This is a genomic window from Streptacidiphilus sp. PB12-B1b, assembly GCF_014084125.1.
Classification (GTDB): Bacteria; Actinomycetota; Actinomycetes; order Streptomycetales; family Streptomycetaceae; genus Streptacidiphilus.
On the sequence record NZ_CP048405.1, the window covers coordinates 7,231,755 to 7,253,657 of the forward strand.

Here is a 21,903-nt window from a genome sequence, read left to right on the forward strand (position 1 = left end):
GTTCCGGACCGCCTCGGTGGGTGACTGGATGGGGGAACCGTCCACCAGAAGGTTAGCCCCGGCCCCTGTGCGCTCCAGGGGCCGGGGTGAGCGCTGTGCGCGCGCTGTTCCGGGGTCAGCCCTGGCTGTCCGGCTTCACCAGCGGGAACAGCAGCGTCTCGCGGATGTTCTTGCCGGTCAGCAGCATGATCAGCCGGTCCACGCCCATGCCAAGGCCGCCGGTGGGCGGCATGGCGAACTCCAGCGCCCGCAGGAAGTCCTCGTCCAGCTGCATGGCGTCCACGTCGCCGCCGGCCGCGAGCAGCGACTGCGCGGTGAGCCGGGCCCGCTGCTCGACCGGGTCGACCAGCTCGGAGTAGCCGGTGCCGATCTCGGTGCCGAAGATCATCAGATCCCACTTCTCGGCGACCCCGGGGTTGCTCCGGTGCTGCCGGGTGAGCGGGGAGACCTCGGTCGGGTAGTCCCGGATGAAGGTCGGCTTGATCGCGTCCTCCTCCAGCAGCCGCTCGACCATCTCCAGCACGATCTGCCCGTGGCCCCACTTCTTCTCGTAGGGGACGCCGGCCGCGTCGGCCAGCTTGCGCAGCTCCTCGACGGTGCTGTCCGGGGTGATCTCGGTGCCGAGCTTCTCCGAGATGCCGCCGTAGACGGTGATCTCGGCCCAGGGCTCGGCCAGGTCGATCTCGTGCTCCACCCCGTGCGGGTCCACGCCCCGGATCACCGTGGTGCCCAGCGCGTCCCGGGCGGCGTTGATGATCGTGGCGCGGATCAGCTCGGCCTGGGTGTCGTAGTCGCCGTACGCCTCGTACGACTCCAGCATGGTGAATTCGGGGTTGTGCGTGGAGTCCGCGCCCTCGTTGCGGAAGTTGCGGTTGATCTCGAAGATCTTCTCCGCGCCGCCGACCGCCAGCCGCTTGAGGTACAGCTCCGGCGCGATCCGCATGAACAGGTCCATGTCGTACGCGTTGATGTGGGTCCGGAACGGGCGCGCGTTGGCGCCGCCGTGGACCGGCTGCATCATCGGCGTCTCGACCTCGGTGAAGCCGCGCTCCTCGTAGGTGCGGCGGACCGAGCGGACGACCTTGCTGCGCAGGTAGAGCAGCTCCCGCGCCTCGGGGTTGACGATCAGGTCGACGTAGCGCTGCCGGACCCGGGCCTCCGGGTCGGTCAGCCCCTTGTGCTTGTCGGGCAGCGGGCGCAGGCACTTCGCGGTGAGCGCCCAGCGGTCCACCATGATCGACAGCTCGCCGCGCTTGGAGGTGATGACCTCGCCCTCGACGCCGACGTGGTCGCCCAGGTCGATGTCGGCCTTCCAGGAGGCCAGGCTGTCGGCGCCGAGCCGGTCCAGGGACAGCATCACCTGGAGGTCGGCGGTGCCGTCGCGGAGGGTGGCGAAGCACAGCTTGCCGCCGGGCCGGCTGAGCACGACGCGGCCGGTGACCCCGGCGCGCTCGCCGGTGGCGACGTCCGCCGCCAGGTCGGGGTGGGCGGCGCGGAGGTCGGCGAGGGTCGTCGTCCGGGGGAAGCCCACCGGGTACGGGTCGACGCCGGAGGCGCGCAGGCGCTCCAGCTTCTCGCGGCGCACCCGCATCTGCTCGGGGAGGTCATCAGCTGCTGGCACGGGGGTCTGATCAGTCACGGCCCCAGGGTATCCAGGGTGGGGGCCGGTGCTCTAACCGATGGCCCGCGCGGCGGCCGGCGCGCTGGGCGCCGGCCGCCGCCGGGTGGCCGACCGGTGGTCGGCCGGGGCTCAGCCGCGCCCGCCGGACCTGCGGCGGCGGGTCAGTGCCACCGCGCCCGCGCCGAGCAGCACGGCCACCGCGCCGACCCCGGCCAGCGGCAGCGAGTCGTCACCGCCGCCGGTCCCGGCCAGGCTGCCCGAGCCGGGCGCGGCCGGGCCGGACGGAGCCGCGGTGGCGGGCGCGGAGGCCGAGGCCGACGCCGGGGCCGAGGGGGCGGCGGTGGGCGCGGACGAGGCTCCGGCCCGGACCGCCGAGACGGTCAGCGCGGCCAGGTTGTTCTGCGGGGTGGCGTCGTCGTCCGGGCCGACCGCCACCACCTCGCCCTGGGCCTGGTCCAGCACCCTGGTCGGCTTGGCGGTGAAGCTGAACAGCGCGCTCTGGCCGGGCTTGAGCACGTGGTCGACCAGGCAGCCGTAGACCGCGCCGATGTCGCCGGGGAGCCCGCCGTCGTCGGCCGGGCGGTGCGCGCTCAGCGCCGAGCGCACGGCCTGGGGCAGCCGGGCCGTCTGGGTGGGGTCCGACAGGTCGACCGACTGGCAGTCCGCGGGGGCGCGGGTGATGCTCACGCCCTGGGGGAAGGCCGCCATCACGATGGCGGTGTCCTTCGGCGAGGGGGCGCCGTCCAGCGGGGGCGTGGGCAGGGTGCCGACGTTCCTGACACCGACGGTGACCGGCAGGGCGCGGCCGACCGTGCCGTGGACGTCCGCGCCGACGGCGGCGACGTCGTCGGCCTGGCCGGTGCTGATCGGCGAGTAGGCGACGTTGTTGTCGTAGTCGATGTCGACGTTGCCCGGGCCGGGCCGGGCCTGGCGCGCGGCCGGTGCGGGCACCAGGGTCAGCGCCGGGCCGGTGCCCGGGTGGCCCTTGGTGGTCTGGGTGTCCAGGGCGCCGCCGGTGACGTCGAAGCCATAGGCGACCATGCCCGACCGCGCCGACCGGGCGGCGAGCACGGTGACCGGCGCCGAGGGCACCAGGACCTCGCCCGGGTGGATCACCGTGCTGTCGAAGCGGCACAGGACGCCGGTGTCGCTGTCGGCCGGATCGCCGACGTCGCCGACGCCGTAGTGGCAGTTGCTGTAGTTCCCGCCGATGCTGAAGCCGGAGGAGCCGTCCAGGCCGAGCGACTCGGCGCCGATGAACATCACCACGCCGTGGGAGTCGCGGTCGCCGAGGTTGGTCACCTGGGGGGTGAAGGCGGTGGAGCCCCCGGGCTTCACCGTCAGGCTGCCGAGCTGCTGGGCGGCCAGGTCGGCGCCGTCGCCCACGGTGACCGGGGTGGTGTCGTCCACGCCGCCCTCGGTGTCCTCGACGGCGTTGGTGGCGGTGGCCGCGAAGGTGATCCGGCCCTGGGCGCCGGCGGGGGCCCCGGCGACGGCGCGGATGCCCAGGTCGACCCCGGCCGGGTCGAGGCTGCCGACCGTGCCGACGGTGCAGCTGGCCCGCAGCTCGGCCTTGTCGGTGTAGCGGCACTGGGAGGGCAGCGACAGCTCGGCGACGCCGACCAGCTCCGAGGCGTCCACGGTGATCGTGACGCCGGTGATCCGGCTGCCCTCGCTCAGGACCACGGGCCTGATGGTGCGGAACGCCGAGCCCTGGGGCAGCGCGGACTGCGGCAGGATGGTCTGCGCGTCCGGGGCCATCAGCGCGAACAGGTTCTCGGGTGCGGCGGCCTGGGCCGGGATCCCGGCGAAACCGGCGGACAGGAGGGCGGTCGCGGCGGCGGTCGCCCCGAGCCGTACGGCGGTGCGCATGCGCGGGTGAGGCATGGAGATCCCCCGGAGGAATGGTGTGGAGAGCGTGATCACACCACTGCCCGCGGGGCCGCCGCCACCGCCGCCGCCCGCGGCCGGGGCGACAATGGGCGCTTTGGGCGATTGGCGTCGGGATCGCCCGCCCAATCGATCCCCAGCCGTGATCGGGCCGTGACCCCGGCGGCCGTCCGCGCAGGTCAGCCCGGTCGGCGCGGACCCGGACACGTGCACGTATGCGGACGCGGGACGGCGCGGCCCCGCCGGATCGGCCGGGCCGCGCCGCGCGCTGCCTGTTCGGTGCTGTTCTGCTGCTTCGCTGTTCCGCTCGGACGGGCCGGTGCCTCAGCCGGTGCCGGTGGCCAGCTCGGCCTCCTCCTCGGCCGCGGCGTCGGCGCCCGCGCGGACGCCGCGCGGCCACAGGTCGCCGGGGGTGGGGATGGAGCGGACCGGGGCCACCGCGCCGTGGGCGGGGGCCGGGACCGACCCCTGTCCGGGCTCGTCGGACTGGGCGGCAGGGTCAAAGGCGGCCATGGGAATCGCTCCTCCACGTCGGGTCGGAAGGGGGTGGGGGTGCCCCCCGGTCGCTGGTGCGGCCGGCCGGGACTTGTCGCGCTGGCGCAGCGAGCGGGACGCCCGGGCGAAGTCCGCCACACTGCCGTGGCCGGCGCCGGGCTCGGCGGCTTGGCCGGCGGCGGGATCGGTGGCGGGCCGGGCGGCGGGATCGGTGGCGGGCCGGGCGGCGGGGACGCCCGCGTGCTCCGGGACGGCCGGGCCGCTCCCCGGACCGGGTGTCAGCGCGGCTGCCGCGACCGGGCGTTGCGGCCCGCTCTCCAGGGCCCGCCGGGTGGCGGCCTGGGCCAGCGCTCCGCAGCGGGAGCGCAGGCCCAGCCGGCGCACCCGCTCCGACGGCGCGCAGGGCAGGGCGGTGAGGTTCCGCAGCGCCGCCAGATCCTGGTCGTCGGGGAGGTAGCCGTCGGACACCGCCTCCTCCAGCCGTTCCAGGTAGCCGGAGGCGGTGCCGGGCAGGGCGGACCGGTAGCGGGCGAGGTCGGCGAGGGCGAAGGCGCGCATCCGGCCGGCCTCGTGCACGGCGTCGTCGATGGACTCGGCCAGGCGGAGCACGTCCTGGACGTCCTCGACCCAGGCGCTGCGGGCCCATCCGGGCAGGGACGGGGCGGCCGGAGTCGCGGGGTTCAGCATGTGGGCAAGGGCGCGGCGCAGCACCCGCAGCTCGTCCGCGCTGAAGGCCATGCCGCCGCGAGACCCATGAGGCGTAGGCATGCCTGGAGCCTATGCCGGAAATGCCTGAATTCTGATTATCGACACGCCGTCAGCTGTCGTACCCGGAGCGGCAGTCGGCCCGGGGCGGGGCGGTCAGCCGGCGGTGTTGCGCTCGTACACCAGCCGCAGCCCGATCAGGGTCAGCCACGGCTCGTGGACGTCGATGCTGCCGGCCTCGCCCAGCACCAGCGGGGCCAGGCCGCCGGTGGCGATCACCTGGACGTCGTCCGGATCGGCCGCGAGCTCGGCGGCCATCCGGTTCACCACGCCGTCGACCTGCCCGGCGAAGCCGTAGAGGATGCCCGACTGCATGCACTCCACGGTGTTCTTGCCGATGACGTTCCGCGGCCGGATGATCTCGATCTTGGGCAGCTTGGCGCCGCGCTGGCCCAGCGCGTCCACCGAGATCTCGATGCCCGGGGCGATGGCGCCGCCCAGGTAGTCGCCGCGCTCGTTGACGGCGTCGAAGGTGGTGGCCGTGCCGAAGTCCACGACGATGCACGGGCCGCCGTAGAGGTGCTTGGCCGCAAGGGTGTTGACGATGCGGTCCGCGCCGACCTCCTTGGGGTTGTCGGTGAGGACGTGCACGCCGGTCTTGACGCCCGGCTCCACCAGGATCGCCGGGACGTCGCCGTAGTAGCGGCGGGTCACCTCGCGCAGCTCGTGCAGGACCGAGGGCACCGTGGAGCAGATGGCCAGGCCGTCCACGGTGTCCTCGCCCAGCGCCGGGTGCGCGCCCATCAGCCCCTGCATCAGCACCGCCGTCTCGTCGGCGGTCCGGCGGGGGTCGGTGGACACCCGCCAGTGCTCCACGATCTCCTCGCCGTCGAAGAGGCCGAGAACGGTGTGGGTGTTGCCGACATCGATGGTGAGCAGCATGGGCGGGTAACCGTTCTTGTCTGTGGCAGCGGACAGGGGCGGTGCGGCGTGCGGGGGCGGTCGGTGGACTATCCGCGCAGGTCCAGACCGATGTCAAGGACGGGCGAGGAGTGGGTCAGCGCCCCCACCGCCAGGTAGTCCACACCGGTCCCGCCGACCTCCCGGGCGTTGTCCAGGGTCAGGCCGCCGGAGGACTCCAGCTTGGCGCGGCCGGCCACCAGCGCGACCGCCTCGCGCAGCTCGGGGACGGTGAAGTTGTCCAGCAGGATCAGGTCGGCGCCCGCCTCCAGCACCGGCTGGATCTGGTCGATCCGGTCCACCTCGACCTCGACGTCCAGCTCCGGGTAGGCCGCGCGGACGGCCTTGAACGCCTCGGCGACGCCGCCGGCCGCCACCACGTGGTTGTCCTTGACCAGGGCCGCGTCGGACAGGCCCATGCGGTGGTTGACGCCGCCGCCGCAGCGGACCGCGTACTTCTCCAGGGCGCGCAGCCCGGGGGTGGTCTTGCGGGTGTCGCGGACGACCGCGCCGGTGCCCTCCAGGGCGTCGGCCCAGGCGCGGGTGGCGGTGGCGATGCCGGAGAGGTGGCAGAGCAGGTTCAGCGCGCTGCGCTCGGCGGTGAGCAGGTCGCGGGTGCGGGCGGTGACGCTGAGCAGGACCTGCCCGGCCTCGACCCGGTCGCCGTCCTCGACGTGCCGCTCGACGCTGAACTCCTCCTCGGCCACCAGCGAGACCACGGCCTCGGCGACCCGCAGCCCGGCCACCACGCCCGCCGTGCGGGCGGTGAAGTCGGCGGTGGCGACGGCGGCCTCGGGGACGGTGGCGACCGAGGTGACGTCCTCGCCGCCGGCCAGGTCCTCGGCCAGGGCCAGGGTGGCGATGTCCTCGACCTCGACCGGGTCCAGCCCGGCCTGCTCCAGCAGCGCGGCGAGCTGCGGGTCCAGGCCGGTCTCGTACCCGCCGTCACCGCAGGTGCAGCCCTCGCCGCAGCCGTCGGCCAGCGGGAGTTCCTGGTGGTCGTGGCCGTCGTGGTCGTGCGCGCTCATGCTCGGTGCTCCTCGGGGGTCGTGGTGAGGCCGTCGGTGCCGGCCTTGGTGATCACGTGGATCCGCCAGCGGTCGTCGTCGCGGTCGGGGAAGTCCTCGCGCCAGTGGCAGCCCCGGGTCTCCTCGCGCAGCCGGGCGGCGGCGGTCAGCGCGGTGGCCACCAGGTGCAGGTTGGTCGCCTCCCAGGTCTCCACCTGCGGCGCCTCGCCCTTGCCGGCGCCGCCGTGGCCGTGGAGGTCGTCCGGGTCGTGCTCGACCACGGCGTCCGGGGCGACCAGGGCGTCCAGTCCGGCCGCGGCCTCGGCCATGCTGGCGGCGCTGCGCAGCACGCCGACCCCGCCGGTCATCAGCCGCTGGATCTCGGCGCGCGCCTCGGACGCCAGCAGCGGCACCCGCGGCACCGGGCGGGAGGTGTCCTCGTGGCGGGGGGTCAGTCGGCCCGCGCGGTCGCGCTCGACGATGTCGGCGGCGATCCGCTCGGCGAAGACCAGGCCCTCCAGCAGCGAGTTGGAGGCCAACCGGTTGGCGCCGTGGACGCCGGTGCAGGCGACCTCGCCGCAGGCGTACAGGCCGGGCACGGAGGTGTGGCCGCGCAGGTCGGTGCGGACGCCGCCGGAAGCGTAGTGCGCGGCCGGGGCCACCGGGATGAGCTGGGTCACCGGGTCGATGCCGTGGCTGCGGCAGGAGGCCAGGATGGTGGGGAAGCGCTCCTCCCACATGGCCGCGCCGAAGTGCCGTCCGTCCAGGTACATGTGCGGGGCGCCGGTCTGCTGCATCCGCCGCATGATGCCCTTGGCGACGATGTCGCGCGGGGCCAGCTCGGCCAGCTCGTGCTGTCCGACCATGAACCGCACCTCGTCGGCGTCGACCAGGTACGCGCCCTCGCCGCGCACGGCCTCGGAGATCAGCGGCTGCTGGCCCTCGGCGTCCGGGCCGAGCCACAGCACGGTCGGGTGGAACTGGACGAACTCCAGGTCGGTGACCTCGGCCCCGGCGCGCAGCGCGAGGGCGACGCCGTCGCCGGTGGAGACGGCCGGGTTGGTGGTGGCGGAGAACACCTGGCCCATGCCGCCGGTGGCCAGCACCACCGCGCGGGCGTGGACGGCGCCGACGCCGTCGCGCTGCCCCTCCCCCATGACGTGCAGGGTCAGCCCGGCGGTGCGGCCCTTGACGTCGGTGAGCAGGTCCAGCACCAGGGCGTGCTCGATCAGCTCGACCCCGGCGTCCGCCCGGACCGCCTCGACCAGCGCGCGGGAGATCTCCGCGCCGGTAGCGTCGCCGCCGGCGTGGGCGATCCGGCGGCGGTGGTGGCCGCCCTCGCGGGTGAGCAGGATCTCGCCGTCGGCGTCCTGGTCGAAGGCGGCGCCGGTGGCGATCAGCCGACGGACGGCGTCCGGGCCCTCGGTGACCAGCGTCCGCACGGCGTCCTCGTCGCACAGCCCGGCCCCGGCCACCAGGGTGTCCTGCAGGTGCTGCTCGGGGCTGTCGCCCTCGCCGAGCGCGGCGGCGATGCCGCCCTGCGCCCAGCGGGTGGAGCCGTCGTCCAGCATGGCCTTGGTGACGACCAGCACCCGGAGCCCGGCCGCGCGCAGCCGCAGCGCGGTGGTGAGCCCGGCCACGCCCGAGCCGACGACGACGACGTCGGTCGCGGCCGTCCACCCGGGGGCCGGGGCGGCGAGTCTGCAGGTTGAAGTCATGCCTCACTCCGAGCGTGCGTGGGTGCGCCTGGTACCGCACCGTCGACGTCACGGTACGCCTGCGCGGGAATCGCACGTTCATCCGCATCTCCGCGCCGCAGGCCGCTGCCGGCCGGGGCGTCGGCCGGGTCGCCGCCCAGGCCGGTGATCCGGTTGTCGGCGTCCACGAAGACCACGCGCGGCTCGAACACCCGCGCCTCGGCGGTCTCCATCTGCCCGTAGGCGATCAGGATGACCAGGTCGCCGGGGTGGACCAGGCGCGCGGCGGCGCCGTTGATGCCGATGATGCCGGTGCCGCGCTCCCCGGCGATGGTGTAGGTCTCCAGCCGGTTGCCGTTGTCGATGTCGACGATGTGGACCAGCTCGCCGGGGAGCAGGTCGGCGGCGTCCAGCAGGTCGCGGTCGACCGTGACCGAACCGACGTAGTGCAGGTTGGCCTGGGTGACGGTGGCCCGGTGGATCTTGGACTTGAGCATGGTGCGGAGCATGGTCACGCCTCCTGGGTGAAGTGCATGCCGGATGGGCGGGGACAGGTCTGGTTGTGCTCTGGGTCCGGGGCTGGCGCCCGGCTCAGGGCGTCTCGGGCGGGAAGCTGATCCGTACGTTGTCGATCAGCCGGGTGCCGCCCACCTTCGCGGCGAGGGCCAGCACGGCCTCGCCCCGGTAGTCGTCCCGGTCGATCGCGGTGAAGTCGGCCGGATCGACCAGGGCCAGGTAGTCCAGCGCGATCCCGGCGCCGGACAGGGTCTCGGTCAGGGCCTCCCCGGCCGCCTCGAGCACGACGCGGGGGCCCTGCGGCGCGGCCTGCCGCCCGGCGAACAGCGCCCGGGAGAGGGCCAGGGCGCGAGTCCGCTCCTCGGGCGAGAGGTAGCGGTTGCGGCTGGACAGCGCCAGGCCGTCCGGCTCGCGCACGGTCGGCACGCCGACGATCTCCACCGGGAAGTTCAGGTCCCGCACCATCCGCCGGATCAGCGCCAGCTGCTGGCCGTCCTTCTCGCCGAAGAAGGCGGCGTCCGGCCGGGTCAGGTGGAGCAGCTTGGCGACGACGGTCAGCATCCCGTCGAAGTGGCCGGGGCGCGACGCCCCCTCGAAGCGCTCCCCCATCGGGCCCGCCGCCAGCCGCACCTGCGGCTCGCCGCCCGGGTAGACCTCGTCCACGGACGGGGCGAAGACCACGTCCGCCCCGGCCTCGCGGGCCAGCCGGAGATCGGCGTCCAGGGTGCGCGGGTAGCGGTCCAGGTCCTCGCCCGCGCCGAACTGCAGCGGGTTGACGAAGACCGTCACCACGACCGTCCCGTCCGCCCCGGCCCGCTCGCGGGCGGCGCGGATCAGCGCGGCATGGCCCGGGTGCAGCGCGCCCATGGTCATCACCACCGCGCGCGGGCCGCCGCCGGACCCACCGCCGGGCCGGGACGCCTGCCCGGAGGCCGGTCTGTCGTCTGCGAGGCGGTCCAGCTCGGCCGCCGTGCGCACGGGTTCCAGACTCACTGCCCCTCCTCCGCGAGGACGTCCAGCAGCGCCTCGGCCGCCTCCGCCTTCAGCATCCCGTTGGCCAGCGCCCGGTCGGCGGTGGCCCGCGCCATCGCGCGATAGCTGTCCAGCACCTGCGGCGCGGACGCCCGCAGCTGGGAGACGTGGGTCCGCACCGTACCGGCGTCGCCGCGCGCCACCGGGCCGGTGAGCGCCGCGTCGCCGCTGCGCAGGGCGTTGTCCAGGGCCGCGCCGAGCAGCGGTCCGAGCATCCGGCCCGGCTCGGCGACCCCGGCGGCGGCCAGCACCTCCATGGCCTGCGCGACCAGCGTCACCAGGTGGTTGGAGCCGTGCGCGAGGGCGGTGTGGTAGAGCGGGCGGACCTCCTCGGGCACCCATTCGGGCTCCCCGCCCATCTCCACGACCAGCGCCTCGGCGACCGGGCGCAGCTGTTCCGGCGAGGTCACCCCGAACGGGCAGCCGGCCAGCCGGGCGACGTCCACGGCCGTCCCGGTGAAGGTCATCGCCGGGTGCAGCGCCAGCGGCAGCGCTCCGGCCCGGGTCGCGGGTTCGAGCACCGCCACGCCGTGCGCGCCGGAGGTGTGCACGATGATCTGGCCGGGGCGTACCGCCCCGGTCTCGGCCAGGCCCGCCACCAGGGCGGCCAGGGCGTCGTCCGGCACGGTCAGCAGCACCAGGTCGGCGGCGGCCATCACCTGGGGCGGGGTCACCAGCCGCACGCCCGGCAGCAGCGTCTCCGCGCGCCGCCGGGAGGCGGTGGAGACGCCGGACGCGGCCACCACCCGGTGCCCGGCCAGTTGCAGCGCGGCGCCCAGGGCCGGTCCGACCCGGCCGGTGCCGACCACGCCGACCGCGAGCCGCGCGGGCCGGTTGCCCGGATCGGCCGGATCGCCCCCCGGCCCGTCGACGGGCAGGTCGAAGCCGTCAGTGCTCACCCTCGTGCTCCCTCTTCCGTTCCAGTCCGCAACGGGTACCGGACGTCCGCCGCCATCCTACGGCGGAGCGGACGGCCCGGGAGGGGCTGCGCGGGCGGCTACGCGGCCATCCGCTGCCCCTCGTTGTAGGCGGGGGCCCGGTCCTGCTGGGACAGGGCCTGAATGGCATCCATGATCTCGTCGGTGACCGCGCGGCGCACCGGGCCGACCGGGGTGCGGCGCTCGCGGACGGCGGCGGCCCGGTCGCTGAAGTCCAGCGGCTCGCCGAAGCGGACGCTGACCCGGCGGATCCTCGGGAAGCGCGCGCCCACCGGCTGGATGGCCTCGGTCCCGGCCAGGGCGACCGGCACCACGACCGCGCCCGAGGTCAGCGCCAGCCAGGCGACGCCGGTCCGGCCGCGGTAGATCCGGCCGTCCAGCGAGCGCTTGCCCTCCGGGTAGATCCCGAACGCCTTGCCCTGGTTCAGCACCTCCAGCGCGGCGTCCAGCGACGCCTGCGCGGCGCGGTGGGTGCCGCGCTCGACCGGGACGGCGTCGATCGCGGTGAAGAAGCTGCGGCTGAGCCAGCCCTTGAAGCCGGTGCCGGTGAAGTACTCCGCCTTCGCCAGGAAGACCACCGGACGCGGCGCGACCAGCGGGATCACCATGCTGTCGATGAAGGAGAGGTGGTTGCTGGCCAGGATCACCGGGCCGCGCCGGGGCACGTTCCCGCGCCCCTCGACCACCGGCCGGTAGACCAGCCGGGTGACCGGTGCCAGCAGCGACCTGGCGACATGAGCGAACACGAGTCCTCCGGGAACGTCTGCGGATCGTCACTGGCCGGTCACCGTACCGGATGGTCCGGCTGCGGCAGGGCATGACATTCGGCACATTGCCGCTGGGGGATGATCGGCCTATGGCTGATGACAGGGACGACCGGTACGGCACGGATGGCGACGACGGGGAGCAGGACCCGGCGCGGCGGCGGTTCGCGGCCCTGCGCGGCTGCGAGCGGACGCTCTCCGCCTCCCGCCCGATGACGCTGCGGGAGCGGCTGGCTGATCTCGCCACCGCCGCGGAGACCGCCTACGACCTGGACGAGCGCCCCGACGTCTACGGCAACGGCGTGGTCGAGGCGCTGGAACGGCGGGTGGCCGGGCTGCTCGGCACGGAGGCGGCGGCGTTCTTCCCGACCGGGACGATGGCGCAGCAGGTCGCGCTGCGCTGCTGGGCCGACCGGACCGGGGACCGCACCGTGGCCATGCACCCGCAGGCGCACCCGGAGGTGCATGAACGTTTCGCCTACTCCCAGCTCAGCGGCCTGCGCAGCGTCTGGCCGACGCAGGAGCGGCGGATGGCCACGGCCGAGGAGGTGGCCGGCTTCGCCGAGCCCTTCGGCACGCTGATGCTGGAGCTGCCGCTGCGCGAGGCAGGCTTCCTGCTGCCCGGCTGGGACGAGCTGACGGCGACCGTCGCCGCCGCCCGGGCCAGGGACGCCGTGGTGCACCTGGACGGCGCCCGGCTGTGGGAGACCGTGCCGCACTTCGGCCGCCCGCTGCCGGAGATCGTCGAGCTGGCCGACTCGGTCTACGTCTCCTTCTACAAGTCCCTCGGCGGGCTCAGCGGGGCAGCGCTGGCCGGTCCGGCGGAGTTCACGGCCCAGGCCAAGACCTGGCGGCACCGCTACGGCGGGCAGCTCTTCGAGCAGTGGCCGGCCGCGCTGTCGGCGCTGGCCGGGCTGGAGCGCGAACTGCCGCGGCTGGAGTCGTACGTCGCGCACGCCAAGGTGGTCGCGGCGGCGCTGGCCGAGGGGTTCGCGCCGCTGCCCGGCGCCCGGGTGTTCCCCGAGCCGCCGCACACCCACCAGTTCCAGCTGTGGCTGCCGCTGCCGGCGGAGGCGCTGAACGAGGCCGGGACGCTGCTGGCCGAGCAGACCCGGCAGTCGCTGTTCGGGATGTGGCGCGAACCGGGGCTGCCGGGGATCTCCTGCACCGAGGTGACGGTGGCGGCGAGCGCGCTGGAGTGGTCGGCGCAGGACGTACGGGCGGGGGTGTCGGCGTTCCTGGAGCGGGTGGCGGGGCGCTGACGGCGGTCGTCCCACCGCTGACGGCTGACCGCTGACGGCTGACGGTGATCGGCTGTCAGCTGACGGCTGTCAGCGGTGGGATGACAGCTGACAGATGACGGTTATTGTCCGCCGCCCGCGCGGACCAGGCCGGTCTCGTAGGCCAGCACCACCGCCTGCACCCGGTCGCGCAGCTCCAGCTTGGTCAGGATCCGCCCCACATGGGTCTTGACCGTCGCCTCGGAGAGCGACAGCCGCGCGGCGATCTCGCCGTTGGACAGCCCGGTGGCGACCAGCAGCAGCACCTCCCGCTCCCGCTCGGTGAGCCGGGCCATCTCCGGGGTGTCCTGCGGCGGCTGGGAGCTGGGCAGCACGGTGGCGAAGCGGTCGATCATGCGGCGGGTGGTGGTCGGCGCGACCACGGCCTCGCCGCCGTGCACCGCGTGGATCGCCGCGACCAGCTCGGCCGGGGGCACGTCCTTCAGCAGGAAGCCGCTGGCCCCGGCCTTGAGCGCGGCGAAGGCGTACTCGTCCAGGTCGAAGGTGGTCAGGATGAGCACGCGCGGGCCGCCGCCCTCGGGCCCTGCGGCGGCCCGGCCGCAGATCCGGCGGGTGGCCTCCACCCCGTCCATGCGCGGCATCCGCACGTCCATCAGCACCACGTCGACCTCGGTGGCGGCCAGCACCTCCAGCGCCTGCGCCCCGTCACCGGCCTCGGCGACCACCTCGATGTCCTGCTGCGACTGGAGCACCATCCGGAAACCGGTGCGCAGCAGCTCCTGATCGTCGACGAGCATGACGCGGATGGGCATGGGACTCCTTGGCAGGGGGGTGGTCGGAAGGGGGGCGGGCCGTGATGGCGGGCTAGGAGGCGCGGCTGTCGCCGCTCAGGTCGGCGGCCGGGGCCGGGGGCGCGACCGGAACGGCGACCGGCGGGGCGGGCGCCGGCGCCGGTGCGGCGGCCGGGGTACGGGTCGGCTTGAGCGGCAGCCGGGCGTCGATGCGGAAGCCGCCGTCGGCGCGCGGGCCCGCGGCCAGCGTGCCGCCGACCATGCCGACCCGCTCGCGCATCCCGATCAGCCCGTGGCCGAAGCCGTCCGCGCCGCCGCCCCGGGCCAGCTCGGCGCTGGCCCCGCGCCCGTCGTCCTCGATCAGCACGTCCACGCCGCGGTCGTCGAAGCGCAGCCGGACGGTGGCGGCGGTCCGCGGGCCGCCGTGCTTGCGGGCGTTGGTGAGCGCCTCCTGCACGATGCGGTACGCGGTCAGCTCCAGGCCGCGCGGCAGCTCCCGGGGCTCCCCCTCGACCTCGAAGGCGACCGGGAGCCCGGCGTTGCGCACCTGCTCCAGCAGGTCGGGCAGCTGCTCCACGCCGGGCTGCGGGACGTAGTCGCCGCCGCTGTCGGCGGAGCGCAGCAGCCCCAGCAGCCGGCGCATCTCCTCCAGCGCCTGACGGCCGGTGCCGGCGATGGTGGCCAGTGCCTGCCGGGCCTGCTCGGGCGAGGAGTCCATGACGAAGGAGGCGCCGTCCGCCTGGACGATCATCACCGAGACGTTGTGGGCGACCACGTCGTGCAGCTCGCGGGCGATCCGGGCGCGTTCGGCGGCCACCGCGATCTTCGCCTGGGCGTCGCGCTCGCGCTCCAGCCGCTCGGCCCGGTCCTCCAGCTGGACGTAGTAGGCGCGGCGGATGCGGGTGAGCCGCCCGAGCACCCAGCACAGCACGAACGGGGTCGAGAACACCGCGCTCATCGCGGCGTCGGTCCAGGAGTGGGTGGTGCCCGCGGGGCGGTCGGCGGCGGCCTGCGCGCTGTAGAAGCGCAGCCACGCCAGCGGGCCCGCGGCCAGCCCGGCGACCAGGGCGATCCGGGAGGTCCACACGTGCGCGAAGGCCGCGCCGGTGTACGCGAGGACGAGCAGCGCCAGATCGGCGAAGTTGACCGGGGAGCCGACGACGACCTGCCCGAGGCCCACCCCTATGCCGACCAGCACGGCCACATCGGGCCTGCGGCGGCGGATCACCAGCATGGCGCAGAGCACCACGGTGCACCCGGCCAGGGCCAGGTCGTGCTGGCCCTGGTCCCAGTCGACGGCGACCTCCAGGGCGCAGAGCAGGAACAGCAGAGCCGCCCACGCGGCATCTGCCACCGTGGGATGCCTGCGGAGCCAGCTGTACATCGTCTGCACGTTCCAAGCGTAGGCAGCCCGGAGCGCTGCTGGGTCCACCGCCGGAGTGAGCCGGGGATCCTCCGCAGGTCGGAGTTGGTTGCCATCACCACCCGCTGGGATGGTGGTGGCATGGCGATGATCGGTTGGCGGGACGCGACGCAGGCGGCGCTGTACGGGCCCGGGGGCTTCTTCCGGCAGCCGGTGGGCCCGGCCGGGCACTTCCGTACCTCGGTGCACGCCTCACCGCTGTTCGCCGCCGCGCTGCTGGAGCTGGTGCGGCAGGTGGACGAGGGGCTGGGCCGTCCGGCGGAGCTGGTGGTCACCGACGTCGGCGCCGGGCGCGGCGAGCTGCTGCTGGCGCTGGGCGAGCGGGCGCGGGCGCTCGATCCGGGGCTGGCGGCGCGGCTGACGCTGCGGGCGGTGGAGCTGGCCGACCGCCCGGACCGGCTGCCGGGGTGGATCGGCTGGTCGGACCGGATCGAACCGGCGGCGGCCGGGGTGCTGATCGCCAACGAGTGGCTGGACAACGTCCCGGTGGACGTGGCCGAGGTGGACGAGGACGGGGTGGTCCGGCTGGTGCTGGTGGATCCGGCCACCGGCGAGGAGCGGCTGGGCGATCCGGTCGGCGGCGGGCACGGGCGGTGGCTGGAGCGTTGGTGGCCGCTGTCCGGTGCCCGGCCGGGCGCCGCCCGGGCGGACGCACCGCAGGGCGGGGCCGCTCCGGAGCCGGGCTTCCGGGCGGAGATCGGGCTGCCGCGCGACACCGCCTGGGCGGAGGCGGTCGGCTCGCTGGGCCGGGGGGTGGCGGTGGCCGTGGACTACGCGCACCACGCCGCCGACCGGCCGCCCTTCGGCAGCCTCGCCGCCTTCCGCGAGGGGCGCGAGGTGCGGCCGGTCCCGGACGGCAGCTGCGACCTGACCTCGCACGTCGCCCTGGACGCCTGCCTGGCGGCGGCCGTCCAGGCCCATGGCGGGCGGATTGTCCACAGCCTGTGGACGACGCAGCGCGCGGCGCTGCGGCTGCTCGGCGTCAGCGGGGCCCGCCCGCCGCTGGAACTGGCGTCCGCCGACCCGGCCGGGTACGTCCGGGCGCTGGCGGCGGCCGGGCAGGCGGCGGAGCTGACCGAGCCGGGCGGCCTGGGCTCCTTCGTCTGGGCGGTGCAGTCGGTGGGCACGGCCGCACTGCCGGAGGAATGGCACGGCCTCGGAGATGACAGACTCTGGGACCATGACGAGTAGGACGCCGACGGGCAGAACGCCGACGAGTGGCACGCACGGCAGCGGCACGCAGCGGGAGACGGTGGTCGGGATCGGCGCCGGGGCCGCCACCGAGCTGGGCACCAGCGACATGGTGCTGAACATCGGCCCGCAGCACCCCTCGACCCACGGCGTGCTGCGGCTGCGGCTGCGGCTGGACGGCGAGCTGATCACCTCGGCCGAACCGATCGTCGGCTACATGCACCGCGGCGCGGAGAAGCTGTTCGAGGCGCGCGACTACCGTCAGATCATCATGCTGGCGAACCGGCACGACTGGCTGTCGGCGTTCGCCAACGAGCTGGGCGTGGTCCTCGGCGTGGAGCGAATGCTCGGCATGGAGGTCCCGGAGCGGGCCACCTGGACGCGCACCCTGCTGGCGGAGCTGAACCGGGCGCTCAACCACCTGATGTTCCTCGGCTCCTACCCGCTGGAGCTGGGCGGGATCACCCCGGTCTTCCACGCCTTCCGCGAACGCGAGCAGCTGCAGTCGCTGCTGGAGGAGGCGTCCGGCGGCCGGATGCACTTCATGTTCAACCGCGTCGGCGGCCTCAAGGAGGACCTCCCGGCCGGCTGGTACGGCCGCGCCCGCGCCGCCGTCGCCGCCGTACGCGGCCGGATGGGCGTCTACGACGACCTGGTCCTGGGCAATGACATCTTCCGCGCCCGCACCCGGGGCGTCGGCGTGCTCGCTCCCGCCACCGTCCACGCGTACGGGGCGAGCGGGCCGATCGCCCGGGCCTCCGGCGTCGACTTCGACCTGCGCCGCGACGAGCCCTACCTGGCCTACGGCGAGCTGGGCGACGTGCTGCGGGTGGTCACCCGGACCGACGGCGACTGCCTGGCCCGCTTCGAGTGCCTGCTGGAGCAGACCCACAACGCGCTCGACCTGGCCGACGCCTGCCTGGACCGCATCGCCGAGCTGGCGCCCGGGCCGATCAACCAGCGGCTGCCCAAGGTGCTGAAGGCCCCCGAGGGCCACACCTACACCTGGACCGAGAACCCGCTCGGCGTGAACGGCTACTACCTGGTCTCGCGCGGCGACAAGACGCCCTGGCGGCTGAAGCTGCGCTCGGCCTCGTTCAACAACATCCAGGTGCTGACCGAGCTGCTGCCGGGGACGCTGGTGGCGGACATGGTGGCGATCCTCGGCTCGCTGTTCTTCGTCGTCGGCGACATCGACAAGTAGCCGACCAGCGGCCGACGGCCGGAAGCCGACAACGCAAGGGAGGCGGGGCCCGGCCGGGCCCCGCCTCCGCTGCTGTTCCCGTCGGCTACAGGGCGCGCAGCACCCGGACGTCGATCGGCTCGGTCTCGTCCTCGGCGGTCAGGTCCACCAAACCGGCCCCGGCGCGCGCTCCGCCAGTCTGGGCGGCGTCCTCGCCGCGGCCGTGGGCAGCGGCGTCGAGCGCGGCGCCTGCCTGCTCGGCGGCGGGCTCGGCGGCGCGGGAGACCGCGTCGTAGCGGTGCTGCGCGGCGGCGGCCTCCTCGCCGACGACGTCGGCCAGATCGGCCGGGACCGGGCCCAGGTCGGTGGAGATCGCGGTCTCCTGGCGGCTGAAGAAGTTGAAGGTGCCCGCCGCCGTGCCGTGGCCGCTGGTCCCCGCGTGGGCCGATCCGCGCACCGCGCCGCGCTGAAGCGTGGCGGGCAGGATCGTCACCGCCGGACGCAGCGGCGGCAGCGCCGCACGCGCCCAGGCGGGCCCCTGGGCGACGATCGGCGCATCCGCATCGGCGTCGGCCTTAGCCCGCGCCGGGGCGGGAGCGGCAGCCCGGGCGTCGACCTCAGCCGGGGCGGCGGGGGCCGCTGCGGCCGGGGCGGGAGCGGCGGGGGCGGCCGGAGCCGCTGCCGGGGCGGCTGCGGTGGGGGCCGCTCCAGTCGAAGCGGCTGCGGCCGGGGCGGACGGGGCTGCTGCGGCCGGGACGGTCGGAGCTGCGGCCGCCGGGGCGGCCTGGGCGGCGATCTCGGGACGGGCCTGCGGCTGCTGCTCGGGGCGGCTCACGGTCAGCCGGACCGAGGCCGGGGCCGGGCCCGCGACCGGGGGCGGCACGGCCACCGGCACCAGGGCCGGGACGCGGTCCAGGATCCGGCCGGAGCCCTTGGCGGCGATCCGCTGGGCCTGGCCCACGGCCGCGCGCCGCTCCAGGCCGCGCAGCACCGAGGCCGCCTTGAGGTAGGCGGTGGGCGTCGGCCGGATGCCGCGGAGAGCGGCCTCGCGCCGGCGGGCCTCCTCGGCGGCGCGCGCCGCTTGCTCGGCCGCCAGCCGGGCCCGCTCGCGCAGCAGTCGCTGGTTGTCGCCCTCGGCGCGGGCGAGCTGGCTGCGCTGCGCCAGCAGCCGCCGCTCCAGCCGCTTGACCTGCTCCTCGGCGGTCTCGGCCTGGTACTCCAGCTCGGCGATGCGGTCCTCGAAGCGGGCCTCGTCCCGGGCCCGGGCGGAGACCTCGGTCTCCAGTTCGAGCTCCCCGGCGCGCTCGCGCAGCCGCAGCAGCACGGCGGCCGAGGCGGCGCCGACGGCTGTCGCCACGACCAGGACCCGGAGCAGCGTGAGACTGCCGGTGAGCGGAGCGGACACCAGTGAGGCGACCGCCAGCACTCCGCAGGCGATGGGTGGGAGCAGCCTGTTCAGAGGCGAGGTTTGGCGATGGCGACCACGTGGCATGGCCAGAAATCTAGCGTGACCGGAAGCAACATGTCAGCTGAGGTACCAAAGACACCCTTGACAGGAATATGCCGTTACATTGGGTCAGATCGCCGGTACGGCCGGTCATGCCTGTTCAGACCGATGCCGGGTCCATCCGGGTGGTCACCGCGATCCGGTTCCAGGCGTTGATGGTGAAGATCAGCCCGATCAGCTGGGCCAGCTCCGCCTCGTCGAAGTGGTCGGCGGCCCGCTGGTAGACCGCGTCCGGCACGAAGCCGTCGGTGATCACGGTGACCGCCTCGGTCAGCGCCAGCGCGGCCTGCTCCCTGGGGGTGAAGAAGGCGCCCGCCTCCTCCCAGGCGCTGAGCAGGTAGATCCGCTGCTCGCTCTCGCCGCCCTTGCGCGCGTCGCGGGTGTGCATGGCCAGGCAGAAGGCGCAGTGGTTGAGCTGCGAGGCGCGGATCTTGACCAGCTCGGCCAGGGCCGGATCGAAGCCCTTGCTGACCGACCGGTCCAGGGCGACCATCGCCTGGTAGATCTCCGGGGCGGCCGTGAAGAAGCTCATCCGGGGCGCGTGGTGGTCGTGGCTCCCGCCGTGGGTCGCGTTGTTCGTCGGTGTCGTCGTCGGTGTCGTCATGACGGCAACGCTACGAGCAGACCGGCCCACAGCTATGGTCCATTTCCATGACGGATTCCCGGGCCACTTCGTCCCCGCCCGGCGGCGGGCAGGGCGGCGACCTGCATCTCGATCTGGCCCTGCGCGGCCCCGGCGGGGTCCGGGCCGGGCTGATCCGGGCGCTGCGCGGGGCCGTCCGCAGCGGGCGGCTGGCCCCCGGCACCCGGCTGCCCTCCTCGCGCGCCCTCGCCGCCGATCTGGGCCTGGCCCGCAACACCGTGGCCGACGCCTACGGCGAGCTGGTCGCCGAGGGCTGGCTGTCCGCCCGGCAGGGCTCGGGCACCCGGGTCGCCCAGCGGACGGCGAGCAGCAGGGCCACCGCGCACCGGCCGGCGGCCCGGCCCCGCACCGCGCCGCACAACCTCGTCCCGGGCTCGCCCGACCTCTCCGCCTTCCCCCGGACGGCCTGGCTGGCGGCGGCCCGCCGGGCGGTCACCGCCGCCCCCGGCGACGCCTTCGGCTACGGCGACGGGCTGGGCCGGATCGAGCTGCGGCTGGTCCTGGCCGAGTACCTGGCCCGGGCGCGGGGCGTGCGGGCCGATCCGGAGCAGATCGTGGTGTGCGCGGGCTTCGCCCAGGGGCTGTCGCTGCTCAGCCGGGCGCTGCGGCGCGCCGGGGCGCAGCGGCTGGCCGTGGAGTCGTACGGCCTGGGCCCGCACTGGGAGCTGGCCGCCCGGGCCGGGCTGCGGACGGTGCCGCTGCCGGTGGACCCGCAGGGCGCGCAGGTCCACGAGCTGGCGCGGCGCCGGGACGTCCCGGCGGTGCTGCTCACCCCGGCGCACCAGTTCCCGATCGGCGTGCCGCTGCATCCGGACCGCCGCACCGCCGTGGTGGACTGGGCCAGGGAGTCCGGCGGGATCGTCCTGGAGGACGACTACGACGGCGAGTTCCGCTACGACCGGCAGCCGGTGGGGGCGTTGCAGGGGCTCGACCCGGAGCACGTGGTCTACCTGGGCACCGCCAGCAAGAGCCTGGCGCCGGCGCTGCGGCTGGGCTGGATGGTGCTGCCGGGCCGACTGGTGGAGCCGGTGCTGGCCGAGCGGACCGCCGCCGATCGGCAGACCGACGCGCTGACGCAGCTCACCCTGGCCGAGTTCGTCGCCTGCGGCGGGTACGACCGGCACGTCCGGGCGATGCGGCTGCGCTACCGGCGGCGGCGCGACCGGCTGGTGGCGGCGCTGGCCGAGCGCGCCCCCGGGTGCGGGCCGACGGCATCGCGGCCGGGCTGCACGCGGTGCTGCGGCTGCCGCCGGGCACCGAGCGCGAGGTGGTGCGCGGCGCGTCCTGGCTGGGGCTGGCGGTCCAGGGGCTCGGCGCGTTCCGCCACCCGGACGTGCCGGACCCGGGCGACGCCGACGCCCTGGTCGTCGGCTACGGCACCCCGGCCGAGCACGCCTTCAGCGCGGCGCTGGACGCCCTGTGCCGCACCCTGGAAGCCGTCTGACCGTCCGACACCGTCTCGTCCATCGACCTTGGAGGGCCCATGAGCAGCAGCAGGACCGGAGTCGTCGTCGTCACCGGCGGCAGCCGGGGCATCGGCGCGGCCACCGCGCGGCTCGCGGCACGGCACGGCTACGCGGTGTGCGTGGCCTTCCGCTCGGACGCCGAGGCGGCGCGGGCCGTGGTCGGCGAGGTCGAGGCGCTGGGCCCGGCGGCCGTGGCGGTACGGGCCGACGTCGGCCTGGAGCAGGACGTGGAGCGGCTGTTCGACACCGCCGAGAACGCGTTGGGCCCGGTGACCGCGCTGGTGAACAACGCCGGGGTGCTGGAGCGGCAGTGCCGGGTGGACGAGATCACCGCGGACCGGTTGCAGCGGGTGCTGTCGACCAATGTCGTCGGCGCCTTCCTGTGCGCACGGCAGGCCGTGCTGCGGATGTCCACCCGCTACGGCGGCCGGGGCGGCGCGATCGTCAACGTCTCCTCGGCCGCCTCGCGGCTGGGCTCGCCCCACGAGTACGTGGACTACGCGGCCTCCAAGGGCGCGGTGGACACGCTCACCCTCGGGCTCTCCAAGGAGGTGGCGGCCGAGGGCATCCGGGTGAACTGCGTCCGGCCGGGCATCATCGCCACCGGCATCCATGCCGCCGGGGGTGAGCCGGGCCGGGTGGACCGGATCGGACCACTGCAGCCGATGGGGCGCGGCGGCACCGCCGAGGAGGTGGCCGAGGCGATCGTCTGGCTGCTGTCGGACGCGGCCTCGTACAGCACCGGGGCGTTCATCGACGTCTCCGGCGGGCGCTAGCCGCGCGGCGGCGGGCGGAAGCGGGCGGCGGGGCGGAAGCGGGGACGGCACCCCGCC

Annotated in this window: 18 protein-coding genes and 1 pseudogene; 5 read left to right on the top strand and 14 right to left on the bottom strand. The window is 75.1% G+C overall.

The features are described from left to right. Nucleotides 1–115: 115 nt before the first annotated feature. The 10 genes from lysX to GXW83_RS31535 form a co-directional block, all read right to left on the bottom strand. Nucleotides 116–1,639: a bifunctional lysylphosphatidylglycerol synthetase/lysine--tRNA ligase LysX gene (lysX, locus tag GXW83_RS31495; RefSeq protein WP_182446407.1), complete on the bottom strand. Its 1,524-nt coding sequence runs from the start codon at nucleotides 1,637–1,639 to the stop codon at nucleotides 116–118. 111 nt (nucleotides 1,640–1,750) lie between these two features. Further along, nucleotides 1,751–3,508, bottom strand: a complete 1,758-nt coding sequence (locus tag GXW83_RS31500; protein WP_182446408.1) for a hypothetical protein — start codon at nucleotides 3,506–3,508, stop codon at nucleotides 1,751–1,753. Between the two features lie 327 nt (nucleotides 3,509–3,835). Further along, nucleotides 3,836–4,774, bottom strand: a complete 939-nt coding sequence (locus GXW83_RS31505) for a hypothetical protein (protein ID WP_182446409.1) — start codon at nucleotides 4,772–4,774, stop codon at nucleotides 3,836–3,838. Nucleotides 4,775–4,867: 93 nt separating this feature from the next. Continuing rightward, on the bottom strand, nucleotides 4,868–5,653 hold the full coding sequence (locus tag GXW83_RS31510) for a type III pantothenate kinase (protein ID WP_182446410.1): 786 nt from the start codon (nucleotides 5,651–5,653) through the stop codon (nucleotides 4,868–4,870). Between the two features lie 68 nt (nucleotides 5,654–5,721). After that, entirely contained in the window at nucleotides 5,722–6,699 is a 978-nt protein-coding gene (nadC, locus tag GXW83_RS31515; RefSeq protein ID WP_182446411.1) for a carboxylating nicotinate-nucleotide diphosphorylase, read from the bottom strand. Then, a complete protein-coding gene (locus GXW83_RS31520) occupies nucleotides 6,696–8,396 on the bottom strand; it encodes an L-aspartate oxidase (RefSeq protein WP_182446412.1) in 1,701 nt (566 codons plus the stop codon). The genes nadC and GXW83_RS31520 overlap by 4 nt, the downstream gene beginning before the upstream one ends. Next, a complete protein-coding gene (gene panD, locus GXW83_RS31525) occupies nucleotides 8,393–8,884 on the bottom strand; it encodes an aspartate 1-decarboxylase (protein ID WP_182446413.1) in 492 nt (163 codons plus the stop codon). Before panD ends, GXW83_RS31520 begins: the two co-directional genes overlap by 4 nt. An 82-nt stretch (nucleotides 8,885–8,966) precedes the next feature. Beyond that, nucleotides 8,967–9,884: a pantoate--beta-alanine ligase gene (gene panC / locus GXW83_RS34645; RefSeq protein ID WP_370466824.1), complete on the bottom strand. Its 918-nt coding sequence runs from the start codon at nucleotides 9,882–9,884 to the stop codon at nucleotides 8,967–8,969. Beyond that, the gene (locus GXW83_RS34650; protein WP_225447364.1) at nucleotides 9,881–10,822 is read right to left on the bottom strand and encodes a Rossmann-like and DUF2520 domain-containing protein; all 942 of its coding nucleotides are present in this window, start codon (nucleotides 10,820–10,822) and stop codon (nucleotides 9,881–9,883) included. The genes panC and GXW83_RS34650 overlap by 4 nt, the downstream gene beginning before the upstream one ends. A 98-nt stretch (nucleotides 10,823–10,920) precedes the next feature. Further along, nucleotides 10,921–11,607, bottom strand: a complete 687-nt coding sequence (locus GXW83_RS31535; RefSeq protein WP_182446415.1) for a 1-acyl-sn-glycerol-3-phosphate acyltransferase — start codon at nucleotides 11,605–11,607, stop codon at nucleotides 10,921–10,923. Nucleotides 11,608–11,717: 110 nt separating this feature from the next. Here GXW83_RS31535 and GXW83_RS31540 point away from each other — a divergent pair, with 110 nt between their 5' ends. Further along, on the top strand, nucleotides 11,718–12,887 hold the full coding sequence (locus GXW83_RS31540) for a low specificity L-threonine aldolase (RefSeq protein ID WP_182446416.1): 1,170 nt from the start codon (nucleotides 11,718–11,720) through the stop codon (nucleotides 12,885–12,887). Nucleotides 12,888–12,988: 101 nt separating this feature from the next. Here GXW83_RS31540 and GXW83_RS31545 read toward each other — a convergent pair whose 3' ends face one another. Both GXW83_RS31545 and GXW83_RS31550 read right to left on the bottom strand, forming a co-directional pair. After that, entirely contained in the window at nucleotides 12,989–13,678 is a 690-nt protein-coding gene (locus GXW83_RS31545) for a response regulator transcription factor (RefSeq protein WP_182446417.1), read from the bottom strand. A gap of 52 nt (nucleotides 13,679–13,730) precedes the next feature. Beyond that, the gene (locus tag GXW83_RS31550) at nucleotides 13,731–15,050 is read right to left on the bottom strand and encodes a sensor histidine kinase (RefSeq protein WP_182446418.1); all 1,320 of its coding nucleotides are present in this window, start codon (nucleotides 15,048–15,050) and stop codon (nucleotides 13,731–13,733) included. A 111-nt stretch (nucleotides 15,051–15,161) separates the two neighbouring features. Between GXW83_RS31550 and GXW83_RS31555 the strand changes: the two genes are divergently transcribed. Together GXW83_RS31555 and GXW83_RS31560 are read left to right on the top strand one after the other, a co-directional pair. Next, entirely contained in the window at nucleotides 15,162–16,271 is a 1,110-nt protein-coding gene (locus GXW83_RS31555) for an SAM-dependent methyltransferase (protein WP_182446419.1), read from the top strand. Nucleotides 16,272–16,380: 109 nt separating this feature from the next. Next, complete coding sequence (locus tag GXW83_RS31560; RefSeq protein WP_225447589.1) at nucleotides 16,381–17,475, top strand: NADH-quinone oxidoreductase subunit D; 1,095 nt, start codon at nucleotides 16,381–16,383, stop codon at nucleotides 17,473–17,475. A gap of 85 nt (nucleotides 17,476–17,560) precedes the next feature. Here the strand turns inward: GXW83_RS31560 and GXW83_RS31565 are convergent, their stop codons facing one another. Next, on the bottom strand, nucleotides 17,561–18,859 hold the full coding sequence (locus tag GXW83_RS31565) for a hypothetical protein (protein WP_182446421.1): 1,299 nt from the start codon (nucleotides 18,857–18,859) through the stop codon (nucleotides 17,561–17,563). 202 nt (nucleotides 18,860–19,061) lie between these two features. Beyond that, the gene (locus tag GXW83_RS31570) at nucleotides 19,062–19,565 is read right to left on the bottom strand and encodes a carboxymuconolactone decarboxylase family protein (protein ID WP_182446422.1); all 504 of its coding nucleotides are present in this window, start codon (nucleotides 19,563–19,565) and stop codon (nucleotides 19,062–19,064) included. Between the two features lie 47 nt (nucleotides 19,566–19,612). On the opposite strand from GXW83_RS31570, the pseudogene GXW83_RS31575 reads away from it, so the two are divergent. Both GXW83_RS31575 and GXW83_RS31580 read left to right on the top strand, forming a co-directional pair. Further along, nucleotides 19,613–21,048, top strand: a pseudogene (locus tag GXW83_RS31575) (PLP-dependent aminotransferase family protein). 39 nt (nucleotides 21,049–21,087) lie between these two features. Beyond that, complete coding sequence (locus GXW83_RS31580) at nucleotides 21,088–21,846, top strand: SDR family oxidoreductase (protein WP_182446423.1); 759 nt, start codon at nucleotides 21,088–21,090, stop codon at nucleotides 21,844–21,846. Nucleotides 21,847–21,903: the final 57 nt, after the last annotated feature.